Origin of the sequence: Palleronia sp., assembly GCF_042089775.1 — a bacterium.
Lineage (GTDB): Bacteria > Pseudomonadota > Alphaproteobacteria > Rhodobacterales > Rhodobacteraceae > Palleronia.
Map to the genome: position 1 here is coordinate 1 of NZ_JBELKF010000055.1, position 23,347 is coordinate 23,347.

The 23,347-nt window shown below is 67.7% G+C and carries 24 protein-coding genes and 2 tRNA genes; 10 read left to right on the forward strand and 16 right to left on the reverse strand.

Annotated elements, in window-relative coordinates; translation table 11 throughout:
- Nucleotides 1–383 precede the first annotated feature (383 nt).
- Complete coding sequence (locus ACFDS3_RS13205) at nt 384–878, reverse strand: ferritin-like domain-containing protein (protein ID WP_375262821.1); 495 nt, start codon at nt 876–878, stop codon at nt 384–386.
- 120 nt (nt 879–998) lie between these two features.
- On the opposite strand from ACFDS3_RS13205, the gene ACFDS3_RS13210 reads away from it, so the two are divergent.
- Nucleotides 999–1,074: transfer RNA gene (locus ACFDS3_RS13210), tRNA-Trp, on the forward strand.
- A 33-nt stretch (nt 1,075–1,107) separates the two neighbouring features.
- Here ACFDS3_RS13210 and ACFDS3_RS13215 read toward each other — a convergent pair.
- The 8 genes from ACFDS3_RS13215 to ACFDS3_RS13250 all read right to left on the reverse strand — a co-directional run bounded on the left by ACFDS3_RS13215 (nt 1,108) and on the right by ACFDS3_RS13250 (nt 7,962).
- Nucleotides 1,108–1,467: a DUF3140 domain-containing protein gene (locus ACFDS3_RS13215; protein WP_375262822.1), complete on the reverse strand. Its 360-nt coding sequence runs from the start codon at nt 1,465–1,467 to the stop codon at nt 1,108–1,110.
- Nucleotides 1,468–1,480: 13 nt separating this feature from the next.
- Complete coding sequence (locus ACFDS3_RS13220; protein WP_375262823.1) at nt 1,481–1,690, reverse strand: hypothetical protein; 210 nt, start codon at nt 1,688–1,690, stop codon at nt 1,481–1,483.
- Nucleotides 1,691–1,917: 227 nt separating this feature from the next.
- Complete coding sequence (locus tag ACFDS3_RS13225) at nt 1,918–2,280, reverse strand: hypothetical protein (RefSeq protein WP_375262824.1); 363 nt, start codon at nt 2,278–2,280, stop codon at nt 1,918–1,920.
- A gap of 63 nt (nt 2,281–2,343) precedes the next feature.
- Nucleotides 2,344–4,227: an acyl-CoA synthetase gene (locus tag ACFDS3_RS13230; protein WP_375262825.1), complete on the reverse strand. Its 1,884-nt coding sequence runs from the start codon at nt 4,225–4,227 to the stop codon at nt 2,344–2,346.
- Between the two features lie 94 nt (nt 4,228–4,321).
- Entirely contained in the window at nt 4,322–5,104 is a 783-nt protein-coding gene (locus tag ACFDS3_RS13235) for a CatB-related O-acetyltransferase (RefSeq protein ID WP_375262826.1), read from the reverse strand.
- A complete protein-coding gene (locus tag ACFDS3_RS13240; RefSeq protein ID WP_375262827.1) occupies nt 5,101–6,885 on the reverse strand; it encodes an ABC transporter transmembrane domain-containing protein in 1,785 nt (594 codons plus the stop codon). The genes ACFDS3_RS13235 and ACFDS3_RS13240 overlap by 4 nt, the downstream gene beginning before the upstream one ends.
- Before the next feature lie 89 nt (nt 6,886–6,974).
- Nucleotides 6,975–7,048: transfer RNA gene (locus ACFDS3_RS13245), tRNA-Gly, on the reverse strand.
- Between the two features lie 44 nt (nt 7,049–7,092).
- On the reverse strand, nt 7,093–7,962 hold the full coding sequence (locus ACFDS3_RS13250; RefSeq protein WP_375262828.1) for a cation diffusion facilitator family transporter: 870 nt from the start codon (nt 7,960–7,962) through the stop codon (nt 7,093–7,095).
- A 113-nt stretch (nt 7,963–8,075) separates the two neighbouring features.
- Between ACFDS3_RS13250 and ACFDS3_RS13255 the strand changes: the two genes are divergently transcribed.
- Entirely contained in the window at nt 8,076–9,959 is a 1,884-nt protein-coding gene (locus tag ACFDS3_RS13255) for a propionyl-CoA synthetase (protein WP_375262829.1), read from the forward strand.
- On the opposite strand, the gene ACFDS3_RS13260 is transcribed toward ACFDS3_RS13255, so the two are convergent.
- The 4 genes from ACFDS3_RS13260 to ACFDS3_RS13275 all read right to left on the reverse strand — a co-directional run bounded on the left by ACFDS3_RS13260 (nt 9,960) and on the right by ACFDS3_RS13275 (nt 13,083).
- Nucleotides 9,960–10,799, reverse strand: coding sequence for an ROK family protein (locus tag ACFDS3_RS13260; protein WP_375262830.1), 840 nt, complete (start codon nt 10,797–10,799; stop codon nt 9,960–9,962).
- A 286-nt stretch (nt 10,800–11,085) separates the two neighbouring features.
- Nucleotides 11,086–11,868 carry a metal ABC transporter permease gene (locus tag ACFDS3_RS13265; RefSeq protein ID WP_375262831.1) on the reverse strand — a complete coding sequence of 261 codons (783 nt, stop codon included), beginning with the start codon at nt 11,866–11,868 and terminating at the stop codon, nt 11,086–11,088.
- Nucleotides 11,861–12,619 (reverse strand): metal ABC transporter ATP-binding protein, encoded by a 759-nt coding sequence (locus tag ACFDS3_RS13270; protein WP_375262832.1) that lies wholly within the window; start codon nt 12,617–12,619, stop codon nt 11,861–11,863. Before ACFDS3_RS13270 ends, ACFDS3_RS13265 begins: the two co-directional genes overlap by 8 nt.
- Nucleotides 12,616–13,083 (reverse strand): Fur family transcriptional regulator, encoded by a 468-nt coding sequence (locus ACFDS3_RS13275; RefSeq protein WP_375262833.1) that lies wholly within the window; start codon nt 13,081–13,083, stop codon nt 12,616–12,618. Before ACFDS3_RS13275 ends, ACFDS3_RS13270 begins: the two co-directional genes overlap by 4 nt.
- 42 nt (nt 13,084–13,125) lie before the next feature.
- Here ACFDS3_RS13275 and ACFDS3_RS13280 point away from each other — a divergent pair, with 42 nt between their 5' ends.
- The gene (locus ACFDS3_RS13280; RefSeq protein ID WP_375262834.1) at nt 13,126–14,010 is read left to right on the forward strand and encodes a metal ABC transporter solute-binding protein, Zn/Mn family; all 885 of its coding nucleotides are present in this window, start codon (nt 13,126–13,128) and stop codon (nt 14,008–14,010) included.
- Nucleotides 14,011–14,013: 3 nt separating this feature from the next.
- Here ACFDS3_RS13280 and ACFDS3_RS13285 read toward each other — a convergent pair whose 3' ends face one another.
- Nucleotides 14,014–14,550 (reverse strand): DUF177 domain-containing protein, encoded by a 537-nt coding sequence (locus ACFDS3_RS13285; protein WP_375262835.1) that lies wholly within the window; start codon nt 14,548–14,550, stop codon nt 14,014–14,016.
- A gap of 76 nt (nt 14,551–14,626) precedes the next feature.
- Here ACFDS3_RS13285 and ACFDS3_RS13290 point away from each other — a divergent pair, with 76 nt between their 5' ends.
- Nucleotides 14,627–15,079 carry an outer membrane protein assembly factor BamE gene (locus ACFDS3_RS13290; protein WP_375262836.1) on the forward strand — a complete coding sequence of 151 codons (453 nt, stop codon included), beginning with the start codon at nt 14,627–14,629 and terminating at the stop codon, nt 15,077–15,079.
- Between the two features lie 8 nt (nt 15,080–15,087).
- On the opposite strand, the gene msrB is transcribed toward ACFDS3_RS13290, so the two are convergent.
- Nucleotides 15,088–15,480: a peptide-methionine (R)-S-oxide reductase MsrB gene (gene msrB, locus ACFDS3_RS13295; protein WP_375262837.1), complete on the reverse strand. Its 393-nt coding sequence runs from the start codon at nt 15,478–15,480 to the stop codon at nt 15,088–15,090.
- 105 nt (nt 15,481–15,585) lie between these two features.
- Between msrB and ACFDS3_RS13300 the strand changes: the two genes are divergently transcribed.
- Nucleotides 15,586–16,314, forward strand: coding sequence for a GNAT family N-acetyltransferase (locus tag ACFDS3_RS13300; RefSeq protein WP_375262838.1), 729 nt, complete (start codon nt 15,586–15,588; stop codon nt 16,312–16,314).
- Here ACFDS3_RS13300 and ACFDS3_RS13305 read toward each other — a convergent pair whose 3' ends face one another.
- A complete protein-coding gene (locus ACFDS3_RS13305) occupies nt 16,315–16,617 on the reverse strand; it encodes an ATP-dependent Clp protease adaptor ClpS (protein ID WP_375262839.1) in 303 nt (100 codons plus the stop codon).
- 68 nt (nt 16,618–16,685) lie between these two features.
- Between ACFDS3_RS13305 and ACFDS3_RS13310 the strand changes: the two genes are divergently transcribed.
- The 5 genes from ACFDS3_RS13310 to ACFDS3_RS13330 all read left to right on the forward strand — a co-directional run bounded on the left by ACFDS3_RS13310 (nt 16,686) and on the right by ACFDS3_RS13330 (nt 23,238).
- Nucleotides 16,686–18,500, forward strand: a complete 1,815-nt coding sequence (locus ACFDS3_RS13310) for an ABC-F family ATP-binding cassette domain-containing protein (RefSeq protein ID WP_375262840.1) — start codon at nt 16,686–16,688, stop codon at nt 18,498–18,500.
- A gap of 196 nt (nt 18,501–18,696) precedes the next feature.
- The gene (locus ACFDS3_RS13315; RefSeq protein WP_375262841.1) at nt 18,697–19,395 is read left to right on the forward strand and encodes an outer membrane protein; all 699 of its coding nucleotides are present in this window, start codon (nt 18,697–18,699) and stop codon (nt 19,393–19,395) included.
- A gap of 122 nt (nt 19,396–19,517) precedes the next feature.
- The gene (gene cysS / locus ACFDS3_RS13320) at nt 19,518–20,888 is read left to right on the forward strand and encodes a cysteine--tRNA ligase (protein WP_375262842.1); all 1,371 of its coding nucleotides are present in this window, start codon (nt 19,518–19,520) and stop codon (nt 20,886–20,888) included.
- Nucleotides 20,885–22,501, forward strand: a complete 1,617-nt coding sequence (cimA, locus tag ACFDS3_RS13325) for a citramalate synthase (RefSeq protein WP_375262843.1) — start codon at nt 20,885–20,887, stop codon at nt 22,499–22,501. Before cysS ends, cimA begins: the two co-directional genes overlap by 4 nt.
- Nucleotides 22,498–23,238, forward strand: a complete 741-nt coding sequence (locus ACFDS3_RS13330; protein WP_375262844.1) for a squalene/phytoene synthase family protein — start codon at nt 22,498–22,500, stop codon at nt 23,236–23,238. The genes cimA and ACFDS3_RS13330 overlap by 4 nt, the downstream gene beginning before the upstream one ends.
- Nucleotides 23,239–23,347 lie beyond the last annotated feature (109 nt).

The following is a 23,347-nucleotide window of genomic DNA, read 5'->3' on the forward strand; positions in this document are numbered from 1 at the left end:
GGCGGCCGCACCGTCGGCGCCGGCGTCGTCTCGAAAATCATCGAGTAAGACGCGCGGGCGATCGCCCGAGCCATTGGAATGACAGGAACGCCCCGGCCTCTCGGTTGGGGCGTTTTCCTTTGTGCCAGCGGCTCGCCAACCTGTCGGAGGTCGCCGCGGCACCGGTGAAGGCCGCGGAAGAAGTGGTGCTGGTCCGCCGACCGGGACCCTGCTGACCCTTGTACGGCTGCACTCCGGCGCCGCCGTCAGAGGCGACGACGAGAGCGAGCGCCGCGGCCAGGCGTACCTGATGGACGACCCTGAGGATCGTTACACAACCGGCGATTCTGACACGAAAAAGCCCCGCCGAAGGGCGGGGCTGGTCTTTCATCGGGCGCGAAGGCTTAGGCGGCCTTGGGGTTAACGCTGTTCTCGGCGATCTTGTTCATGTGCACGTCGCCTTCGCGGGTCTGGTCGAGGCACTCTTTCAGCAGTGCCGCATCACCATCCAAGCCGAGGCGATTGGCATATGCCGCGCAGCAGCCGTAGCCGGCAATCGCGTAGTGGACCATGCGCTGGTACTGGCTGATGATCATCGCGTCGCGCGCGTCGTCCGAGCCGAACTCTTCGTCCAGCGCGTGTGCCTGTGCCTCGGCCACGACGCCTTCCATTCCCTTGCAGTGCTCGCCCGTCGGGTCGATCCCGTGGTCGCCACAGATCTGCTCGAGCTTGGCCATGCCGTCGGAGATGCCTTTCGAACCGGCGGCGAGCGCCTTGCCCAACTCTTCATCCTTGGCGGCTTGACCCAGTTTGGTCGTCGCTTCAAGCGATTGGCTGCAGGCGCTGTAGATGTCCTGGATCTGGTCCAGATAAACGTCTTTGAGGTCGTTCAGAGCCATTTTTATGGTCCTCCAGGGTTGGTCCGTCATTCATCTGGCGAACGCCAAGATGCCTGCCTTGTTCCGTTGCGATCCGGCCTTGACCGCGGGCGCGTGGTGCAATACGCGGAAGGCCGGCCTAGGGGTTTAGCTCAGTTGGTAGAGCAGCGGTCTCCAAAACCGCAGGTCGTGGGTTCGAGTCCCTCAGCCCCTGCCAATTTCCCGCTTTGCGCGGCATAGCAGCAGCTTTTCAGCCGCCGTGGCAGCCATCCTCCTTCAGAGGATCGTGGCCCCAGTTCATCAGTGAATAGCGCCAGGAAGAATGCTCCACGTCCTCCTGCGGGCCACCTTGGGCGCAGTGGCGTTTCACGTAGCCGGTCACCTTGTTCATCCAGTCCCATTGATCGTCGCTGAGATCGGCCTTCTTCGTGTCCTTGATCTTGAGGATCTGGCGGCCGGAGTAGTGTCCGGTGCTTTCGCCGTCGCCGTCGCCCTCGGTATCGCCGACCGATTTCGATTCGTCCGTGGTGAGCCACTTTTCCAGCTCTTTCGGCGTCATGTTCACCAGCTCGCGCCACTCGTCCCAAATCCGGTCGCGGGATTTCGCCATGGTTCTGCCTCCTTCAATGGTGTTCAAGATTGGCAACCGGGCGCGGGCGGATTTGGTTCAGGTCCGGCCTCGCGACGGGTCGAAGTGCCAGAAGAAGCGCCGCTTGGACGACGCCGCCTTGCAGGAAGGCGCCCAGACAGCTTTCCCGCTCGTCCGGCAGTTCTTCCTTGAACACGTTCAGCACGACGCTACCGGCGAGGAAGGCGAAGAGGCAGCCGATCACCGGCGCGGACAGTTAAATCCGCCGACCTGCGATCCATCCGCCGGTCACGGCGGCCGCCAGTATCCAGCGCCCGGTCTGGTCGTAGCGGTGGCGGTGATCGTGGCGCAGGCCGTAATCGTTGGTCGCGCAGCAGCGCCATCGCCGCCCCGCCCCGCCCCGCCCCGTAGATCAGCAGGGAGGCTGTCCCGGCCCCTTCGCGGTGAAGCAGCAGATAGCCGATGATCGCGTTATAGGCGGCAAAACTGCCGATATGCAGCTATAAGGTACCTGCGTCGGGGAGTCCGTCCGGGCGCTTGCGGCTGGGCTGCCGCAAGCGCCCGCTCAAGCCCGTAGAACCCCGCAAGGCCGGCAAAGGCCACGAGATAGACGAGGCTCTCGGCCGTCTCGCGCGAGGCCGATAGCTGCTCGATGAAGGTGTGTTCGTACGAGGCAAGCTCGGGCCGGATGTGGAGAAAGACGTAGGCCATCGCGGCCCCGCCCGAGGCGCAAAGCCATCGGCTGCGCGGGGCCCGCTCGAGCAGGGTGAGGTGCCCGATCCCGAGGTGGATGATTGCGAAAAGCAGGGCGAAGGGCAGAGTCCTGGGTACCATCCGCCGAAGGATATGCGGCCGGGGCGCTTCGGCAGAGCCCCGGCCCCGCGGCCGTTGCGGGGATCAGCCTTCGGCCCACTCCCACGGGCGGGTGAAGGCGCCGAGCACGCGCGCGACGGCGGCCTCGTCCGTCCCCGCCTCCTTCGATACCTTCGCGACGAGGCCGCGCTTCTTGTCCTCGAACACCTCGACCACCTGTGCCGAAAGCCCCGCATCCCTGAGCGCATAGTTATACACGCGCTTGATGGCCATGCGGCGCAGGTCGGGCTTGAACACCTTGCCCACGGCGGTCTTGGGCAGCTCGTCCATGATCTCGATATGCTTCGGCCAGGCGGCACGCTCGTTGATGCGGCTCTTGGCGAATTCGATCAGGTCCTCTTCGGTCGCCGTGGCGCCTTGGCAGAGCTCGACATAGGCGCAGGGAATTTCGCCGGCATGGGCATCGGGCTGCCCGATGGCACCGGCCATGGCGACCTCTTCGTGGGCTGCCAGCGCCTCTTCGATCTCGGCCGGGTCGATATTGTGACCGCCGCGGATGATCAGGTCCTTCGCGCGCCCGGTAATCCAGACGTAGCCGTCCGGGTCGATCCGGCCCAGGTCGCCGGTGCGCAGGTAGTTGCCGTGGTAAAGGTCATGGTTCTTCGGCTCCTCGGCGTAGGTGTTGCCGACGAAGACGCCGGGGCTGGACACGCAGATCTCGCCCACGACATCGGTGGGACATTCCTTGCCGCCGTCCTGGGTATCATGAAAGATCTTCACGTCCGTGTAGGGGAACGGAATCCCGATCGAGCCGATCTTCTTGGTCCCGGCCGGCGGGTTGATCGAGACGAGGCACGTCGCCTCGGTCAGCCCGTAGCCTTCGCATATCGTGACGCCCGCGGCGCTTTCGAACCGCTTGTAAAGCTCGACCGGCAGCGGCGAAGATCCGCAGAACGCGATCTGCAACTTCGATATGTCGGCATCCACCTTGCGCTGCATCAGGGCCGAGACGGCCGTCGGCACGGTGATCATGAAGGTGATGCCGTAGCGCTCGCACAGCTTCCAGAAGTTGTCGAACACGCCCTCGCCGCGATAGCCGGCAGGGGTCGGGAACACGACATGCGCGCCCGAGGCTATGGACGAGCCGATAACGACCACGGCCGCAAAGACATGGAACAGCGGCAGCGGGCAGATCAGGTTGTCCTCTTCGGTGAAGAGAAGCTCGGCCCCCAGCCAGCCGTTGTAGATGATGCCGGAGTAGGTGTGCTGCGCAACCTTGGGCATGCCGGTCGTGCCACCAGTATGGAAGTTCGTGCAGATGCGGTCGACGGCCGGATCGTCAAATTGCAGCGTCTTGGGCTGTGCGGCGATGGCCTTGTTGAAGTTCTGCACGCGGGCCTTGTGGGTGACCTTCACCTTGGGCCGGATCAGCGGGACGATCAGCTTCTTCGCGCCGGTCAGGTAGCGGTGCAGGTCCACCTCGAGGACGTGGTGCACGTTCGGCGCGTAGGCCGCTGCCTCGGCGGCCTTCTGGGCGACATCTGTCTTGGGGAAGGCGCGCAGGGTGACCAGCACCTTGGCCTCGGTCTCGCGCAGGATGGCGGCAATCTGGCCGGGCTCGAGCAGCGGGTTGATCGGGTTGACGATGCCCGCGACCATGCCGCCCAGGTAGGTGACGATGCACTCGTTGCAGTTGGGCAGAAGGTAGGCGACCTTGTCCTCGGGGCCGACGCCAAGCTCGCGGAAGAGGTTCGCCGCCTGGGCGACCTGGTCCTTCAGCTCGGACCAGGACAGGGTCTCGGCCTTGTCCTTGGGGCCCGAGAACATCTGGTAGGTCATCGCCGGGCGATCGGGGAAGCGGCCGGCGGTGCGTTCGATCTGCTGCCAGACGGTGACGGGGAGGTCACGCTCCTCCCACGGAGTATCGCCCTCAATGCGGCGCCGGTCTTCGGGCGTGGCGTATCCCATCGGTGTCCTCCCTATGGTTTGCGACGGTTGTGCCGCAGACCAAGTTCAGGAGAAAGTCTGACGCTGCGGCGTCGCGCGCAAGCCCCTTCGGCCGTCACTCCTGCGGGAGCCGGGCCAGATGAGCGCGCACCGTGGCGCGGGCGTCGGGCCGCGCATCGAGGCGCGCGCGGCGCCTTGCGACGGCGTCGATGAAGCGGGCCGGGTCCTGGACCGGCAGGTCGGCCAGATCGGTCCAGTCATAGTCCCACCACCGGATCTCGGCGAAGCGGCGGGCGAGGTCCGGGGCAAAGCGCGGGCGGATCGGTCGGGCGGGCACGCCGCCGACGACGGTGTAGGGCTCCACATCCACTGTGACGATGGCGCCGGCCGCAATGACGGCCCCGTCGCCGATCAGGATGCCGCCCTTCAGAAGTACGTCCTGGCCGATCCAGACGTCGTTCCCGATCCCGATCTCGGCGGGGGTGGGGTCGAAATCGGGCAGGCCTTCGGAGGGCGGCGGAAGGTGCCACATCGCCCGGCGGCGGGCCGAGTAGGCGATCGGGCTGGTCGTCGCCCACCCGGCCGGATGCTCGTCGCCCATCACGCAGACATTGCGGGCGATGGAGGTATAGCGCCCGACGAAGGCCACGTGGTCGAGCGTGCTCTGGCTGTAGGAGTAGGCGCCCAGGGGCAGGAACCGCGCGGACGGATGCTGCGACGGGGTCTCGAACCGGACCGAGCCGCCACCCATCCGGTGGCCCGCATCGACCTTGGGAAAGACGCGGATGCCGGCGCGGGCCAGCCTGTCGGGGTCGGACACCGTGAACTGCCACTTGTGCTGCCCTTGCGCCGCCACGTCCCGCAGATCCGCGTTGGACGACGCCGGCCGGCGCCTCATTCCGCCGCGAGCCCCGCCGTGAACTGAAGTCGTGCCAGCCGGGCATATAAACCACCCTCGGCCACGAGCTCGTCATGGGTGCCGTGGGCGACGATGCGGCCGCCTTCGAACACCAGGATGCGGTCGGCCTTCTTCACCGTCGCAAGGCGGTGCGCGACCACCAGCGTCGTGCGGCCATGCGCCAGCCGGTCCACCGCCTTCTGCACCAGCATCTCGGACTCGGCGTCGAGGGCCGAGGTCGCCTCGTCCAGCAAGAGCACCGGCGCGTCGCGCAGGATGGCGCGGGCGATGGCGACGCGCTGCTTCTGGCCGCCCGACAGCATCACGCCGCGCTCGCCCACATAAGTGTCGTAGCCCTCGGGGAGGGCGGTCAGGAACTCGTGAGCCGCGGCAGCGCGGGCGGCGTCCTCGACCTCGGCATCCGTGGCGTCGGGGCGGCCGAAGCGGATGTTCTCGCGCGCCGAGGCGGCGAAGATCACCGGGTCCTGCGGAACAAGCGCAATGTGGCGGCGGAAGTCGCTGCGGGCGGCCTCGCGCAGGTCGCGTCCGTCGATGCGGATGGTCCCGTCCTGCGGATCGTAGAACCGCAGGAGCAACTGGATCACCGTGCTCTTGCCCGCGCCCGAGGGACCGACAAGCGCCACCGTCTCGCCCGGTTCCACGTGAAACGAGACGTGCTCGAGGGCGGGGGCCTCGAGGCGGGCGGGGTACGAGAACCGCACGTTCTCAAAGCTGATGGCGCCGGTCGGCTCGGGCATGGGGGCCGCGTCGGCGGGTTCGGCGACGCTGTCGGTGGCGCTCAGCAGCTCGACCAGCCGTTCCGTCGCGCCGGCGGCACGCTGCAGTTCGCCCCAGATCTCGCTGAGGGCGCCCACGGACCCGGCGACCATCACGGCGTAGATCACGAACTGCACCAGCTCGCCCACGGTCATCGTTCCGGCGCGCACGTCCCGCGCACCGATCCAGAGGACGCCGACGACACCGACAAAGACCAGCAGGATCACCAGCACCGTCATCACCGCACGCACGCCGATCCGGCGGCGGGCGACGTCGAAGCTCTGCTCGGTGACCTTGGCGAAGGCGGCCTGGCTCAGCGGCTCGTGGGTGAAGGCCTGAACGGTCTGCACGGACAAGAGCGCCTCGGACGCATTGCCCGACGACGCGGCGATCCAGTCCTGGTTCTGCCGGCTGAGGACGCGCAGCCGCCGCCCCAGCACGACGATCGGCACGATGACGATCGGCACCAGCAGCAGCACCAGCAGCGACAGCTTGCCCGACGTGTAGATCAGCAGAACAAGTCCGCCGATCAGGATGAGCAGGTTTCTCAGCGCCACCGACACCGACGAGCCGATCACCGACAGGATCAGCGTCGTATCCGTCGTGATCCGACTGAGCACCTCGCCGGTCATGATGTTTTCGTAGAAGGCGGGTGACAGGCCGATGACGCGGTCGAACACGGCTTTGCGGATGTCGGCCACCACGCGCTCGCCCAGGCGGGTCACGAGGTAATAGCGCAAGCCCGTGCCCACGGCCATCAGCGCGGCGATCACGATGAACGCCAGGAAGTACTTGTCCAGAAGCGCTTCGGCCGAAGTCTCGAACCCGTCGACCACGCGGCGCACGGCGATCGGCAGGATCAGCGAGACGCTGGCCGTCAGGACGAGCGCTGCAAAGGCCGCGGCCACCATGCCGCGGTAGCGCGCGAGAAAGGGCCATAATTCAGCCAGGGCGCCGATGCGTTTGGATCTCGCGCGGTCTTCGGTCTGGCTTGGCGGTGGCACGGCGGCTCCTGAAACTGGAATCGGAGCGGTTGTCCCTGTCGCGCCCCCGGGATGCAAGCGAGCAATACGTCACAGGGCGCGATGGAAGCTGGAGCGGGCGGCGGGAATCGAACCCGCATCTCTTGCTTGGAAGGCAAGGGTCTTACCATTACACAACGCCCGCGCTGACAGCTCACCTAACCCGACACGGATCGACGTGCAAGCCGATCAGACAGGATCGTGGTGGATGATGATGTCGGCCTGCGGATAGCGGGCGATGATCTTGCGGCGGATGTCCTCGCCGAACTCATGCGCCTCGTCGAGGCTGAGATGGCCGTCGATCTCGAGATGCAGGTTCACGAAGATACGCGCGCCGGCGGTTCGTGTGCGCAGGTCGTGGTGCCCCACGATCCCCGGATGGTCGGCGACGAGCCGGTCGATGAACCGGCCCAGCTCGTCCGGCGCGGCGCGGTCCATCAGCGCGTCCCATGCTCCCGATCCGATCCTGAGCGCGCCAGCCGCGAGAATCACGGCCGCCAGCAGCGCAACCAGCGTGTCGATCACCGCCACGTCGAACAGGCTCGACGCCGCGAGGGCGAGGATCGCACCGAGGTTCGGGAGGAGGTCGCCGATATAGTGCAGCCGGTCCGCCGCCACGACGCGATTGCCGGTCTGCCGCGTGACGCGCGTCTGGTACGCGACAAGGCCCAGCGTCAGCACGATGGACAGCACCATGACCCCGATGCCCGCGCCCTCGGCCTCGAGCGTCGGCGCCTCGCCGATCCGCGACAGCGCGGCGGCGGCGATGGCGAAGGCCGAGATCAGGATGAAAGCGGCCTGCATGAACGCCATGAGATCTTCGGCCGAGCTGTGTCCGAAGGTGTGATCCCGGTCGGGCGGGCGCTGCGCGTAGCGGATCGCCAGCAGACCCCCCACCGAAACCAGCAGGTCGAGGCCCGAATCGGCCAACGAGGCGGCCACCGACAACGCCCCCGTCACGTAGAGCGCCCAGAGCTTTGCCAGCACGAGCATGCTTGCCACGCAGACCGAGGCCGCCTGGACGCGAAGATTGGCTTTGTCGTCGGTCGCCTGATTCATGGGCGCCTTCCTAACGCGAGACGGCCACGGGTGGGACCCGTTGGCGTTAAACTCTCGACGGCAGCTTGCGCGAAAGGGCAGGGGGCGGCACTGATTTTCATGGGAGGACAGCCATGACGTATGCAGAGGTTTATGCAGCCTGGAGGGCCGACCCCGCGGGGTGGTGGATGGAGCAGGCGAAGGCGATCGAGTGGGACACCTTCCCGACGACGGCGCTGTCCGGGGACGGCTCGGTCTGGTTTCCCGACGGGATCACCAATACCTGTCACAACGCGGTGGACCGCCACGTGGCGGCCGGCCACGGCGAGCGGGTAGCGATCATCTATGACAGCCCCGTGACGGGGGCAAAGGCAAAGATCACCTTCGCTGAACTGCAGGACCGTTGCGCACGGCTGGCCGGGGCGCTGAAGGCGCGGGGCATCGAGGCCGGCGACCGCGTCGTGATCTACATGCCGATGGTGCCCGAAGCGCTGGTGGCGATGCTGGCCTGCACGCGGATCGGGGCGATCCACTCGGTCGTCTTCGGCGGCTTCGCCTCGGCCGAGCTTGCCACCCGCATCGACGATGCGCGCCCCAAGGCGGTCATCGCGGGCTCGTGCGGGATCGAGCCGTCGCGCGTGGTGCCCTACAAGCCGCTGCTCGACGGCGCGATCGGCATGGCGAGCCATAAGCCCGACTTCTGCGTGATCCTGCAACGCCCCGAGCTTCAGGCCGACATGACCGAGGGGCGGGACGTCGACTGGCACGAGGCGCTGGCCGACGCCGAGCCGGCCGACTGCGTCGGCGTGCGGGGAGATCACCCGTGCTACATCCTCTATACCAGTGGAACGACCGGCCAGCCCAAGGGCGTGGTACGCCCGACCGGCGGGCACCTCGTCGCGCTGAACTGGACGATGAAGAACATCTACAACGTCGAGCCCGGAGAGGTCTTCTGGGCCGCTTCGGATGTTGGTTGGGTCGTCGGGCACAGCTACATCTGCTACGCCCCCCTCATCCACGGCAACACCACGATCGTGTTCGAGGGCAAGCCGGTGGGCACCCCCGACGCCTCGACCTTCTGGCGGGTCATCGCCGAGCACGACGTGAAATCCTTCTTCACCGCGCCCACGGCCTTCCGTGCCATCCGCAAGGAGGACCCCGAGGCCGCCCAGATGAAGGGGCACGACATTTCGGGTCTTCGCGCGCTCTACCTCGCGGGGGAACGCGCGGACCCTGATACGATCCTGTGGGCGCAGAAGGTCATGGACAAGCCGGTCTACGACCACTGGTGGCAGACCGAGACCGGCTGGACCATCGCCGGCAATCCCGCCGGGCTCGAGCCGCTGCCGGTCAGGATCGGCTCTCCCACCGTGCCGATGCCGGGCTACGAGGTGCACATCCTCGGCCAGGAGGGCGAGGAGATGCCGGTAGGGCAGCTCGGCTCGATCGCGATCAAGCTGCCCCTGCCGCCGGGCACCCTGCCGACGCTCTGGGGCAATGACGAGAGGTACCGGATGGCGTATCTCGACCGTTTTGCCGGGTACTACAACACCGGCGACGCGGGGATGATGGACGAGGATGGCTACCTCTGGATCATGGCGCGCACCGACGACGTCATCAACGTGGCCGGCCACCGGCTGTCGACGGGGCTGATGGAAGAGGTGCTCGCCACGCATCCTCTGGTGGCCGAGTGTGCGGTGATCGGTGTGAGGGACCCGCTGAAGGGCCAGCTTCCGATGGGCTTCGTGACGCTGCAGAAGGGGGCCGAGGTCACGGACGCGCAGATCCAGTCCGAGCTGGTCGCGCTGGTGCGCGAAAGGATCGGCCCGGTCGCCGCCTTCAAGCTTGCGACTGTGGTCGAGCGTTTGCCCAAGACGCGCTCGGGCAAGATCCTGCGCAAGACGATGGCGCAGATCGCCGATGGCGATGCGTTCAAGCCGCCCGCGACCATCGACGACCCTACGATTCTCGACGAGATCGGGGCGAAGGTTCACATGCTGGGCTATCCCAAGGCCTGATCAGGCCGCTGGTCCGGCATGGAGCGCAGCACCTTGCGCGCCCGAGGCGTCGCCGAACGACGCACGCCGCGCCGGTGGCGGCGTCGCCCCGCCCAAGGCGTAACGGTCGAGCGTGCGGGACAGCCGCGCATCCATCCGGGGGATGCGTGGCGCGCCTCCGCACAGCACGATCGCGTCGGGGCCGAGCGTGAGGATCGCGGCAGACAGGGCGAGCAGATCCGCCCGGACCGACAGTGGGTCACCGGGAACGGCTTTGCGCAGGAAGGCGATGGCGGTGCCCGAGCAATACATCTCGGCACAGCCTTCGGCGCCGCAGCCGCAGGGTCTCAGCGGCAGGCGGTGGCGCTTCAGCGCCCGGGCCGGCAGGCCGACATGCCCGATCCCAAGGCCCCGGCCCCCCGCGCGGGGCGGCACGCGGCCGTCGATGGCAACGCCCCCGCCCAGGCCGGTCCCCGCGACGATGCCCGGCACGACGCGCCCGGTCCCGGCACCGCCCCGCGCCTCGGAGAGGGTAACGGCCAACCCGTCGTTCAGCATCGGCACGTCACGACCCACGACCTCGGTCAAGGCGGGGCCAAGGGCATGGCCGCTCGCCACGAGATTGACCGCAGAGAGCCGCCGCGTCGCGGGATCGACTGCACCGGGATGTGCCAGTCCCACCGGCTCCGCGCGCCCCGCAGCCGCGTCGAGCCACGTGATCCGCCCCGCAAGCGCCGTGACGAGGTCCGCGACCGACCGCCGCGGCGCGGGCACGCGCAAGGCCGGACCCACGGGCTGGCCCAACGGATCGAAGAGCTGCGCCTCGATCTTGGTGCCGCCCAGGTCGATGCCACCGATCATCGCGCACTCTCTGCTCCGATCACATAGGCTTATCCGCTGCGGCCCGCGCCGAAAAGCCGCTACGTGGCTGACCGTATCGGGCGCTCGGCGCGGAAGATCCGAGGTGCTTTGCGGGGCGCTCACTGATCCCGGGGTCCTGACCCCGCGGCGAGCGCCTGCCGCCCGGCGCGGTGGTCAGTCTTGTCGACCTCACGCCTGCGGCGCGGGCGATCCTGGATCGGGCGGCTTAGTGCTGCGCCGAAACGACACGCTGCTCGACCTGCGACTGGCAGGCAGATCCCAGCGGTTATCGCGCCGGCTGGACCGCGCGCGCAACGGCGAAGAGCGCGGCCGCGGCGACGATGATCGACGGGCCGGCCGGGCTGTCGATCAGGAACGACAGTCCCAGCCCCCCGAGGACCGACGCGAGCCCCAGCGCCGCGGCCAGGGCGACCATCGCCTCGGGGCTGCGCGCGAAGGGCCGGGCGGCCGCGGCCGGAATGATCAGCAGGGCCGAGATCAGCAGCGCCCCGACCATCTTGAGCGCCAGCGCCACCGTCAGCGCCAGAAGGCCGGTCAGCAGCGCCGTGTCCCGCGGGGGATTGATGCCGCCGGCCCGCGCCAGGTCGTCGCCCAGCGTTGCCGTCAACAGGGCGTTCCACCGTGCCGCAACGATGGCCGCAACCGCAGCACCCCCGATCCAGATCAGCCAGACGTCGAGCGAGCGGACCGCAAGGATGTCGCCGAACAGCAGCCCTTCGAGGTCGATCCGTGGCCCCGGCGCCAGCGCCACGCCCACTAGGCCAATGGCCAGCAACGAGTGGCTGAGCACACCCAGGACCGTGTCCGCGCTCGTCCCCTGACGCGTCAGTCCGAACAAGAGCACTCCGAAGGCCGCCGTGGTCGCCAGCACCCCCGCGATGACGGGCAGCGACAGCGTGACCGCGACCGCGACGCCAAGCACGGCCGCGTGGCCGGTTGCGTCGCCGAAATAGGCCATGCGGCGCCAGACGACGAAGCAGCCGAGCGGCGCCGTCGCAAGGATCAGCCCCGTTCCCGCGAGCGCCGCCCGCAGCAGAAAGTCATCCATTCGCGGTCTCGTGCTCGTGGTGATGGTGGTCGGCGGCGTGGCCGTGCCGGTGGCCGCCATGCTCGTGGCGGTAGAGGGCAAGCGCACCGCCCGTGCCCTCGCCGAACAGCGCCCGATAGGCCGGGGCCGAGGCGACGACGGCGGGCGTGCCCTCGCAGCAGACATGGCCGTTCAGGCAGATCACCCGGTCCGACGCGGCCATGACGACGTGCAGGTCGTGGCTGACCAGCAGGACCGCGCAGCCCCGGCTGTCCCGCAGCTCCTCGATCCGGCGGTAGAACGCGGACGCGCCCGGCTGGTCCAACCCCGCCGTCGGCTCGTCGAGGACCAGCAGTTCCGGGTCGTCGATCAGCGCGCGCGCAAGCAGTCCCCGCTGCAACTGCCCGCCCGACAGCGCGGCGAGGGGGCGGTCGGCCACACCCGGCAGGCCGGCATCCTCGAGCGCGGTGCGGATCGCGTCCGGCGAGTGGCGGTTCGGCAGGCGCAGGAACCGTCCCACGCTCATCGGCAGCGTCGGGTCGATCGACAGCCGTTGCGGCACGTAGCCGACGCGAAGCCCCGCGCGCCGCGTGACGCGGCCGCCATCGGGGTGCACCGCGCCAAGCAGCGTGCGCACCAGCGTCGTCTTGCCGGACCCGTTCGGCCCGACCAGCGTGACGATCTCTCCCCGGTCGACCGACAGCGACACGGCGTCGAGCACCGCCTCGCCATTCCGCCTGAGGGTGACGTCCTCGAGCGTGGCAAGGCTCATGCTGCGCAACCGGGGCAGAGGCCAACGGCTTCGACCACGGTCCGCTCTATGCGGAAGCCCTGCGCCGCGGCCTCGTCGCCCAGCCGGCGCGGGGCGACGTCGGTGGCTTCGGCCACCCGGTCGCAGACGCGGCAGATCAGGAAGGCAGGGCGGTGCGCATCGCCGGGGCAGGCGCAAGCGACGTAGGCGTTCAGCTTTTCAAGCCGGTGCGCAAACCCGTTCGACGTCAGGAAGTCGAGCGCGCGGTACACGGCCGGCGGCTGGCGCTTCTGTCCGGTCGGCGTGACCACTTCGAGGATATCGTACGCTCCCATGGCTTTCGGCGCCCCCAGAAGCGTGTCGAGCACCTGGCGGCGCATCGGGGTGAACTGCAGGCCGCGTGCGGCGCAGGCAGCTTCGGCCTGCGACAGCGCATCGGCGCGGCAGGCGGCGTGATCGTGCTGATCGAACGAGGGGCATCTCATGAGGGGTTGATATAGTATAACACTCGGCCTAGCAAGTACCGCATGTTCAGATTCGCAATCCTCCCCGCCCTCGTTGCTGCGCCCGTCTGGGCCCAACCTTCCGTCATCTCCGATTTGCCCATCACCGCTGGCCTGTCCACCGCAGTCCTCGGCGAGCCGGTCCCGTCGCTGCTCGAGCCGGGGGACGATCCCCACACCGCGTCGCTGCGTCCCAGCCAGGCGCGGGCGCTGGGCTCGGCCGACCTGGTCGTGCGCCTTGGTGGCGGGCTGACCCCGTGGCTCGACGGGCCGACCGAAAACCTTGCCGGGCTGGTCCTGGTTCTCGAGGCGCCCGAGCATGACCACGAAGCGCACGAGGACCATCGCGCCGAAGACGAGCACGACGAGCACGCCCACGAGGAAAAAGGGCATGACCACGCGATGCACGCCTGGCTCGACCCCGAGATCACGGCGGGCTGGCTGGACGAGATCGCGGCAACCCTGGGCGAGGTCGAGCCCGCCGGCGCCGAGACCTACCGCGCAAATGCCGAGCACGCGGCCGAGGTGATCCGGCAGGCCGTCTCCGAGGCGCAGGCCCGGCTGCAGGATAACCCGCCGGGGGCGATCCTGACCGTCCACGACGCCTGGGGACCGGCGGCCGAGGCGTTCGACTTGCCGCTGGCCGGCGCGATCTCGCAAGGCGATGCGACCCGGCCCGGCGTGCGGCACCTCAGCGAGGTCGAGGCGCGGCTCGAACAGGGCGACGTCGGGTGCCTGCTCGCCGCGCCCGGCGATGACCGCTCACAGGCGCAACGCCTCAGCGAGGCCTACGACCTGCCCATCGTCACGCTTCCCCTGACCGGGCAGGACGGGGCCGAGGGCGTCGGTGTCTACCTCGCGCTGATCGAGGGGATCGGCGGCCTGTCCGAGACCTGCCCCGCGAAATAGGCGCTATTCGCCCCTCGACAGCGCATCGCGCAGCCCGGCGAAGGGCCTCGTGTCCTCATCGCGGATCGGCTCGGCCCCCTCGGGCCGGGCTTCGGCCTCGATCGCGTCGGCCCCTTCGGCGCGGGGGAAGGCCGGGATCGCCAGTGACAGCTCTTCGGTGATGACCGTCATCAGGTCCAGCACCGCGGGCAGGGGCTCGTCCTCGGTCTCGTCGGGCATCTCCTGCTCGGCGGTGTCGGGGGCGGTCCAGTCGGCCATGTAGTGGCGCGTGATCTCTTCATCGATACGCGTCGTCACGGGCTCGAGCGTCACGCCGCAAGGCTGCACGACCGTGGCGCCAAGCGTCGCCTCGAGCCGCCAGTCGCGCTTGCCGGCGGGCACCAGCCGCCCGGCAAGCCTGAGCTTGCGCAGGGCGGACAGGTCGAACTCGGCGGCGAGAGCCGCGCGGGCATCTTCGCCGGGGCGCAGGTCGAACTCGTGCGGTTCGCGCGCACGGGTGCCGGTCAGCCGGATCCGGGTCTCGTCGGTTTCGGGCGGCATGGGCCCTCCATTCTTGATCGTTGCTTGTTCATTGATGTAGGCAACGCCAGAGCAAAGGGACAGGGGACCGCACCACATGAGCAACCATCTTCGCCTGCTGGTGGCGGGCCTGCTTGCCCTGTCACTGGCCGCCTGTTCGGCGGTCTACCGCAGTCATGGCTATGTCCCCCCCGACGAGGACCTCGCGCCGCTGCAGGTGGGCGTCGCGACGCGCGAAGAAGTCGCCGCGGCCGTGGGCCGGCCGACCTCGACCGGCGTTCTGGGCGCGGACTCGTGGTATTATGTGCAGAGCCGGTTCCGCCACTACGGCGCGACAGAGCCGCAAGAGGTGGATCGCGAGGTTCTCGCGATCTCCTTCGCCGAAAACGGGACGTTGGCGAATATCGAGCGCTACGGCCTCGAGGATGGGCGCGTCGTCCGCCTGTCGCGGCGGACAACCACCCAGACCACCGAGGGTATCAGCTTCCTGCGGCAGCTCTTCAGCAGCGTGGGCGCGTTCAACCCGGCCGACTTCTTCGAAGAGGGCTGAGGGAAACCTCAGCCCTTGGGCTCGAAGTCCAGCGCGACGCCGTTGATGCAGTAGCGTAGCCCGGTGGGGCGGGGGCCGTCGGGAAAGACGTGACCCAGATGCGCCTCGCAGCGGGCGCAATGCACCTCGGTCCGCTTCATGAAAAGCTTGCGGTCCTCGGACGTGCCGACATTCTCGGGAGCGACGGGCTCATAGAAGGACGGCCAGCCGGTGCCGCTGTCGAACTTGTGTTCCTTGTCGAACACCGGAAGGCCGCAGCAGACGCAGTTGAAGGTGCCGGGGCCCTCGGGGAAGTCCTCGTAGGTTCCTGCGCGTTCAGTGCCGTGCTTGCGGGTCACCTTGTAGGCCAGGTCCGAAAGCTCTTCGCGCCATTCGGCGTCTGACTTTTGCACTTTTTCCATGGAATCCTCGATTCTCTGTCACGGAAACGTTGCGACGTCTCCACTATTGCGTTGCTCAGCCTAGATAAGGTCCGGTGAGGACGTTGAAAGGGTGAGGGTCGCGCCATGACCATTCTCGCGAAGGGCCGTTACCGTGCCTTCGAGACGCGGACCGATGCGGATTTTGCGCGGTGCCTGGCGCTTCGGTCGATGGTCTTTCCCGCCGACCGGCAGGTGGCCGACGACTACGACACCCGCTGCCGTCACGTCCTGATCGAGGATCTGGACACCGGCGCCGCCGTCTGCACCTTCCGCCTGATGCCGCTGGCGAACGGGGGCGAGATCGGCGCGAGCTATTCGGCCCGCTACTACGAGCTTGGCAAGCTTCGCGCGTTTCACGGCAAGATGGTCGAGCTTGGCCGATTCTGCGTCCATCCCGACCACCGCGACGCGGACGTCCTGCGTCTTGCCTGGGGCGCGCTGACCCGGATCGTGGACCAGGAAGAGGTCGAGATGCTGTTCGGCTGCGCCTCGTTCCAGGGGACCGACGCCAAGACCCATGCCGATGCCTTCGCCTTCCTGCACCAGCGCCACGTCGCGCCACCTCGATGGCTGCCGCGGGTGAAGGCGCCGCGCGCGGTGGCGCTGGCGCGTGCGCTGACCCGGCCGCTGGACCCGCGGCGCGCGCTGGCCGCCATGCCGCCGCTGTTGCGCACCTACCTGACGATGGGGGGCTGGGTGTCGGACCACGCCGTCGTCGATGACGAGATGGGAACGATGCACGTCTTCACCGGGGTGGAGATCGGCGCCATTCCTCCAGCCCGGCAGCGCCTGCTGCGGGCGGTCGCGGGCTGACTATTCCTTCTCGGTGGTGAAGGTCAGCGGATAGCCATCGGCCGCGCCCATCTCGTTGCCGCGGCGGACCTTCTCTTCGGCGATCTCGCGCGTGAACACGGCGATCACGGCCGCGCCCAACTGGTGGGCGGTCAGCATCGCGTCGAGCGCTTCGCCCTCGCTCATGCGGAACACCGCCTGCAGCACCTTCACCACGAAATCGCGCGGGGTGAAGTCGTCGTTCAGCAGGATCACCTTGTAGAGCGGCGGACGCGCCGTCTTCGGCCGGGTCTTTGCCCGCGGGATCGTGGGGGTGTCGGTCATGTCGGGCGACATAGGGCGATCGTTCGAGCCGTCTTGATAAGGAACGCGGCGCCCTCTACCTCGCGAACATGGCGCGCACACCTCTCTTACAACTCTCCGACATTTCTCTGACCTTCGGCGGCGATCCGGTATTCTCGGATCTCGACCTCGTGGTGCAACCGGGCGACCGGGTGGCACTGGTGGGCCGCAACGGGTCGGGCAAATCCACCCTGATGAAGGTCATGGCCGGCCTGGTCGAGCCCGATCGCGGCGGCCGGGTCCTGTCCCCCGGCACGACCGTCGGCTACATGGAGCAGGAGCCCTCGATGGAGGGCTTCGCGACCTTGGGCGATTTCGCGACCTCGTCGCTTGACCCGTCCGAGGCCTACAAGGTCGAGATGGTCGCCGACGACCTGACCTTCGACCCCGCTGCCGACCCCGCGAAGGCATCGGGCGGCGAACGGCGGCGGGCGGCGCTGGCCAAGCTTCTGGCCGAGGCGCCAGAGCTGATGCTGCTGGACGAGCCGACGAACCACCTCGACATCCGGGCGATCGCTTGGCTGGAACAGCAGTTGAAAGGCACGCGGACCGGCTTCGTGCTGATCTCGCACGACCGGGCGTTCCTGCGGAACCTCACGCGCGCGACGCTCTGGATCGACCGCGGGCAGGTCCGCCGGCAGGAACGTGGTTTCGAGAATTTTGAGGACTGGCGCGACAAGGTCTGGGAGGACGAGGACCAGCAGCGTCACAAGCTCGACCGCAAGATCAAGGCCGAGGCGAAATGGGCGGTCGAGGGGATCTCGGCCCGCCGCAAGCGCAACCAGGGCCGCGTGCGCGAGCTGCAGAACCTGCGCGAGACGCGGTCGAACATGATCCGCCGGCAGGGCACCGCCGCCATGGACCTGGAAAGCGGTCCGCAGTCGGGGAAGAAGGTGATCGAGGCCGACTCGATCACCAAGTCCTATGGGGACCGTACGATCCTGCGCCCGTTCTCGATCAAGATCGGGCGGGGCGACCGGGTGGCATTCGTGGGTCCGAACGGCATCGGCAAGACCACCGTCCTGAAGATGCTGACGGGCGAGATCGAGCCTGACGAGGGCAGGGTGCGCCACGGCACGAACCTCGAGATCGCGGTGTTCGACCAGGCTAGGTCGCAGCTCGACCCGGACATGACGCTTTGGGACAGCCTGACCGGCAGTCCCGACATGCGGGTTTCGGGGCAGGCGGACCAGATCATGGTACGTGGCACGCCGCGCCACGTGGTCGGCTATCTGAAGGACTTCCTGTTCTCCGAGGCGCAGGCTCGTGCGCCGGTCCGTTCGCTGTCGGGTGGCGAAAAGGCGCGGCTGCTTCTGGCGCGGATCATGGCGAAACCGTCGAACCTTCTGGTTCTGGACGAGCCGACGAACGATCTGGACATCGAGACGCTGGACCTTCTGCAGGACCTGCTGGCCGACTACGACGGCACGGTCCTTCTGGTCAGCCACGACCGGGATTTCCTGGATCGCGTCGCCAGCCAGACGGTCGCGTTCGAGGGCGACGGTCATGTCGCGGTCTATCCCGGCGGCTGGTCGGACTATCAGGCGCAGAAACCTGACGAGACAGGCGTCCTGCCTGAAAAGCCGCGGCCATCCTCGGCGCCGAAGCCGTCGAACGGGGCGGGACCTGCGGGGGCGCAGGCTCTGACGTTCACAGAGTCGCACCGCCTGAAAGCGCTCCCGGCCGAGATCGAGCGTCTTGAGGCCGAGATTGAGAAGCTTGAGTCGCTTCTGGCGGATCCCAATCTCTATGCGCGTGAGCCTGTCAAGTTCGCCAAAGCGACCGAGGCTTTGGCCTCTCGGCAGGATCGGCTAAGTTCAGCCGAGGAGGAATGGCTGATTCTTGAAGAGAAGTCAGGGGGTTAGGTTTACCCCTTGTGGTCGCAGGGGCGTTGCAGGCGGTAAACCGCCAAAAATAGTGTCGTCAAAGTGCAACACGGCGCTCAGCGAAAATTTCGTGATTGGAACATCCCCCCCCTTTTGGCGTCTATGCCAACAGATGTCCGGGACAAATTCCATGGGATTTTCTCGTGGAGACATCGTGTTAGACAAGGAGCAGATAATGAAACTCGTGACCCTGACCGCTGCCGGCGCCCTGTTCGCCGGTGCCGCTTATGCCGGTGGCGTCGCCCCCGCCCCGGTCGAGCCCGTCCCGATGGCGCCCGCGCCGATCGTCATGCCGACGCAGGACTGGACGGGCGGCTATGCCGGTCTGTCGCTCGGCTACGGCCGTGGCGATGGCAGCATCGACGGCGAAGATCTCGACTTCGACGCCGACGGTGACGGTGATGACGACGACGATGATGACAACATCATCGACGACATCTTCGGCGAAGCCGACGCCGAGGGCGTGATCGGTGGCGCGTTCGCTGGTTACCAGCACGACTTTGGCCGCTTCGTTCTTGGTGGCGAACTCGACCTCAACGCTGCTGACATCAGCAGCGAAGACGACGACGATGACGCCGTCGACTTCGATGGCCTGAGCATCGACTCGGTCCACCGCCTGAAGCTGCGCGCTGGCTATGATGCCGGCAACACGCTGATCTACGGCGTCGTGGGTGCTGCCTACGCGAAGGCCGAGCTTGCTGATCGTGAGTACGAAGGCGTCGGTGGCGTCATCGGTGCTGGCGTCGACTACAAAGTCACGCCGAACGTGGTCGTGGGTGCCGAAGTCCTGTACCATGACTTCAACGACTTCGACGACACTGGCCTCGACGCCGATGCGACGTCGGTCCAGGCTCGCGTGGCCTACCAGTTCTGATCCATCCGGATCGAACGATCGAAGGGGTCGGGCGCAAGCCCGGCCCCTTTTTCGTGCCGGCCCTTGTCTAACGGGGCGGATATTGCGACATCGCGGACGCCCGAGACCGCAGGAGCCGCGCCATGATCCGTCTCACCAACTTCGCGACCCGCCAGAAAGAGGCGTTCGAGCCGCTCGATGAGGCGAATGTGCGGATGTATGTCTGCGGCCCGACGGTCTATGACCGCGCACATATGGGCAACGCGCGCTCGGCGGTGGTCTTCGACACGCTCTATCGCCTGCTGCGCTACGTCTATGGCGTCGAGGCGGTGACTTACGTGCGCAACATTACCGACGTGGACGACAAGATCAACGCGCGGGCGGTCGAGAGCGGACGCTCGATCGGAGAGATCACAGCCGAAACGACCGGCTGGTATGTCGAGGACATGGCGGCGCTAGGCTGCCTGCTGCCCGACCAGACGCCGCGGGCGACCGACTACATCAAGCGGATGATCGAGATGATCGAACGGCTGATCGCACAGGGCCACGCTTACGAGGCCGAACGTCACGTGCTGTTCGCGGTCTCGAGCTTTGACGACTACGGCAAGTTCTCGGGCCGCTCGCTCGAGGATATGCAGGCCGGCGCCCGGGTCGAGGTTGCGCCCTACAAGCGCGACCCGATGGATTTCGTGCTGTGGAAGCCGTCCGAAGAGACCCTTCCCGGCTGGGACAGCCCGTGGGGCAGGGGGCGGCCCGGCTGGCATATCGAATGCTCGGCCATGTCCGAGGCGCTGCTGGGCCGGACCTTCGACATCCACGGCGGCGGCGGCGACCTGATCTTCCCTCACCACGAGAACGAGATCGCGCAATCGACCTGCGCCCATGACGGTGCACCGATGGCTCGCTACTGGTTGCATAACGAGATGTTGCAGGTCGAAGGCCGCAAGATGTCGAAATCGCTGGGCAACTTCTTTACCGTCAGGGATCGGCTTGACGACGGCACGCCGGGCGAGGTCATGCGCTTTGTCCTTCTGTCGGCGCATTACCGCAAGCCGATGGACTGGACCGAGGACAAAGTTCAAAGCGCCGAAAGCGCCCTGCGTCGCTGGCGCAGCCTGACCGCGGGCGCCGAGCCGGGACAGCCCGCTCCGCAGGTTGTCGAGGCGCTGTCCGACGATCTGAACACAGCCGGGGCGCAGGCGGTGCTGCACCAGCTTGCCGCCGCCGTCGACTCGGGCGAGGTCGATTCGGGAGTGCTCCTGGCTTCGGCGCAGCTGATGGGGCTGCTGACGCCGGAAATCGGCGACTGGGCCGAGGCGGTGGACCTGTCCGCGCTAGAGGTCGCGTTCTCGGACATCCGGGCGAAGGCGATGGAGACCAAGGATTTCTCGGAGCTCGATGCGCTGAAGGCGCGGCTGACGGCCGCTGGCGTCGAGGTGAAGATGAGCCGCGAGGGTGTGTCCCTGACGCCCGGTGTCGGGTTCGACGCCGAAGCGCTGAAGGAGCTACCGTGACCGAGCGCCTGTACCTCTATGACACGACCCTGCGGGACGGGCAGCAGACTCAGGGCGTGCAGTTTTCGGTGGACGAGAAGTTGGTCATCGCGAGGATGCTCGACACGCTCGGCGTCGACTATATCGAAGGCGGCTGGCCCGGCGCGAATCCCACCGACAGCGCGTTCTTCGAATCCGTCGGTCCCACGCGCGCTACCCTTGCCGCGTTCGGAATGACGAAGCGGGCGGGGCGATCGGCGGCGAATGACGACGTGCTGGCGGCGGTCCTGAACGCGGGAACGCCCTCGGTCTGCCTCGTCGGCAAGACCCATGACTACCACGTCGATACGGCGCTCGGCATCGGGCGCGACGAGAATGTCGAGAACATCCGCGCCTCCGTCGCCCATTGCGTGGCCGAGGGGCGCGAGGCGATCTTCGACGCCGAACACTTCTTTGACGGCTACCACGCCAACCCGGCCTACGCGCTGGGATGTCTGCACGCGGCGCACGAGGCTGGCGCGCGCTGGATCGTGCTCTGCGACACGAATGGTGGCACCCTGCCGGGGCGGATCGGCGAGATCGTCTCGGACGTGATCGCGGTCGGCATCCCCGGCGACCGGTTGGGCATCCATTGCCACGACGACACCGGCATGGCGATCGCAGGCTCCTTGGCGGCGGTCGAGGCGGGTGCGCGGCAGATCCAGGGGACCCTGAACGGATTGGGCGAGCGCTGCGGGAACGCCAATCTCATCAGCTTGATCCCGACGCTCGCGCTGAAGGGGCCCTATGCCAGCCGCTTCGAAATCGGGGTGAGCGCAGACGGTCTCCGCTCGCTCACGCGGATCTCGCGCCGGCTCGACGACATCCTGAACCGGGTGCCGCGGAACAATGCGCCTTACGTCGGCGCCTCGGCCTTCGCGCACAAGGCGGGGCTGCACGCTTCGGCCATCGCCAAGGATCCGGCGACCTACGAGCACGTGGACCCCGCGACGGTGGGAAACCAGCGAGTCATCCCGATGTCGAACCAGGCGGGGCAGTCGAACCTGCGCACCCGGCTGCAAGGGATGGGGATTGAGGTCGAAAAGGGTGATCCGCGCCTTGCGGACATCCTGCGCGAGATCAAGGAAAAGGAAGACATCGGCTACGCCTACGACACAGCTCAGGCGAGCTTCGAGCTGGTGGCGCGGCGGCATCTGGGGCAGCTGCCTCGGTTCTTCGAGGTCAAGCGCTACCGGGTGTCGGTCGAGCGGCGGAAGAACAAGTACAACCAGATGGTCAGCCTGTCCGAGGCCGTCGTCGTCGTGAAGATCGGCGACCAAAAGCACATGAGCGTCAGCGAAAGCATGGACGAAAGCGGCTCGGACCGCGGGCCGCTCAACGCGCTGTCGAAGGCGCTAGGCAAGGACCTGGGGCCGTATCAGGCAGTGATCGACGACATGCACCTCGTCGATTTCAAGGTGCGGATCACCCAGGGCGGGACCGAGGCCGTCACGCGCGTCATCATCGACAGCATGGATAGCGAGGGGCGGCGCTGGTCCACGGTCGGCGTCTCGCCCAACATAGTCGACGCGTCGTTCGAGGCGCTTCTCGACGCGGTGAACTGGAAGCTCGTCCGCGACGCAGAGGCACCATGAGCGTCAACGACTGCGCCGAGATCGTCCGAAATGGCGACCCGGACCGCTTCCTGGCTGCAATGGCGGCCCCTCCGGCGGCGCGGGCGGTGCTCTTTCCGGTATACGCGCTCAACGTCGAGGTCGCGCGCGCGCCGTGGGTGACGGTCGAGCCGATGATCGCCGAGATCCGCCTGCAATGGTGGCGCGACGCGCTGGACGAGATCGCCGAGGGCAAGACCCCCCGCCGGCACGAGGTCGTCACGCCGCTGGCCGAGGTGGTGGATGCCGAGGGCGCGCGCATTCTGGACCTAGCAGTCGCCGCCCGCCGATGGGAGATCGCGCGCGAGCCCTTCACTGGCGCCGAGCAACTGCTCGGACACCTCGACGACCAGGCGGGCAGCCTGATGTGGGCCGCCGCGCGCGCGCTGGGGGCAACGGACGCGGCGGCGGTGCGCGGTGTGGGGACGGCCGGCGGCCTTGCCGGCTGGCTCGCCGCGGTGCCCGAGCTTGAGGCGCGGGGGCTGACGCCGCTGCCGGACCCGAGCGACGACGGCATCCGCGATCTGGCCGAGGCAGGCCTGGCGCGGCTGGGGCCGGTCAGCCGCGCGGCGCGCCCGGCGGCGCTTGCGGCGTGGGAGGCGCGGCCGGTGCTGTCCGCGGCACGCTCTGACCCTGCGCGGGTGCGCGAGGGGCGGCTGACCCGTGCGCCCGCGATGCGGCGGCTGCGGCTGATGCGAATGGCGTCGCTGGGGCGGTAGGGCTGGGACGTGTGAGAAGCGGACCCTGATCCTATACAGGCACTCGCCAGAAGATTAGGCTCTGGACTCATAACCAGAAGATGACGGTAGCGGCGAGGGCGATGGCCGA

Excerpts from the sequence above, each read along its gene's own strand:
- ACFDS3_RS13205 (WP_375262821.1), bottom strand. The coding sequence starts at position 878 with ATGGCTCTGAACGACCTCAAAGACGTTTATCTGGACCAGATCCAGGAC.
- ACFDS3_RS13215 (WP_375262822.1), bottom strand. The coding sequence starts at position 1,467 with ATGGCGAAATCCCGCGACCGGATTTGGGACGAGTGGCGCGAGCTGGTG.
- ACFDS3_RS13225 (WP_375262824.1), bottom strand. The coding sequence starts at position 2,280 with ATGGTACCCAGGACTCTGCCCTTCGCCCTGCTTTTCGCAATCATCCAC.
- ACFDS3_RS13230 (WP_375262825.1), bottom strand. The coding sequence starts at position 4,227 with ATGGGATACGCCACGCCCGAAGACCGGCGCCGCATTGAGGGCGATACT.
- ACFDS3_RS13235 (WP_375262826.1), bottom strand. The coding sequence starts at position 5,104 with ATGAGGCGCCGGCCGGCGTCGTCCAACGCGGATCTGCGGGACGTGGCG.
- ACFDS3_RS13250 (WP_375262828.1), bottom strand. The coding sequence starts at position 7,962 with ATGAATCAGGCGACCGACGACAAAGCCAATCTTCGCGTCCAGGCGGCC.
- ACFDS3_RS13255 (WP_375262829.1), top strand. The coding sequence starts at position 8,076 with ATGACGTATGCAGAGGTTTATGCAGCCTGGAGGGCCGACCCCGCGGGG.
- ACFDS3_RS13260 (WP_375262830.1), bottom strand. The coding sequence starts at position 10,799 with ATGATCGGTGGCATCGACCTGGGCGGCACCAAGATCGAGGCGCAGCTC.
- ACFDS3_RS13265 (WP_375262831.1), bottom strand. The coding sequence starts at position 11,868 with ATGGATGACTTTCTGCTGCGGGCGGCGCTCGCGGGAACGGGGCTGATC.
- ACFDS3_RS13270 (WP_375262832.1), bottom strand. The coding sequence starts at position 12,619 with ATGAGCCTTGCCACGCTCGAGGACGTCACCCTCAGGCGGAATGGCGAG.
- ACFDS3_RS13275 (WP_375262833.1), bottom strand. The coding sequence starts at position 13,083 with ATGAGATGCCCCTCGTTCGATCAGCACGATCACGCCGCCTGCCGCGCC.
- ACFDS3_RS13280 (WP_375262834.1), top strand. The coding sequence starts at position 13,126 with ATGTTCAGATTCGCAATCCTCCCCGCCCTCGTTGCTGCGCCCGTCTGG.
- ACFDS3_RS13285 (WP_375262835.1), bottom strand. The coding sequence starts at position 14,550 with ATGCCGCCCGAAACCGACGAGACCCGGATCCGGCTGACCGGCACCCGT.
- ACFDS3_RS13290 (WP_375262836.1), top strand. The coding sequence starts at position 14,627 with ATGAGCAACCATCTTCGCCTGCTGGTGGCGGGCCTGCTTGCCCTGTCA.
- msrB (WP_375262837.1), bottom strand. The coding sequence starts at position 15,480 with ATGGAAAAAGTGCAAAAGTCAGACGCCGAATGGCGCGAAGAGCTTTCG.
- ACFDS3_RS13300 (WP_375262838.1), top strand. The coding sequence starts at position 15,586 with ATGACCATTCTCGCGAAGGGCCGTTACCGTGCCTTCGAGACGCGGACC.
- ACFDS3_RS13305 (WP_375262839.1), bottom strand. The coding sequence starts at position 16,617 with ATGACCGACACCCCCACGATCCCGCGGGCAAAGACCCGGCCGAAGACG.
- ACFDS3_RS13310 (WP_375262840.1), top strand. The coding sequence starts at position 16,686 with ATGGCGCGCACACCTCTCTTACAACTCTCCGACATTTCTCTGACCTTC.
- ACFDS3_RS13315 (WP_375262841.1), top strand. The coding sequence starts at position 18,697 with ATGAAACTCGTGACCCTGACCGCTGCCGGCGCCCTGTTCGCCGGTGCC.
- cysS (WP_375262842.1), top strand. The coding sequence starts at position 19,518 with ATGATCCGTCTCACCAACTTCGCGACCCGCCAGAAAGAGGCGTTCGAG.
- ACFDS3_RS13330 (WP_375262844.1), top strand. The coding sequence starts at position 22,498 with ATGAGCGTCAACGACTGCGCCGAGATCGTCCGAAATGGCGACCCGGAC.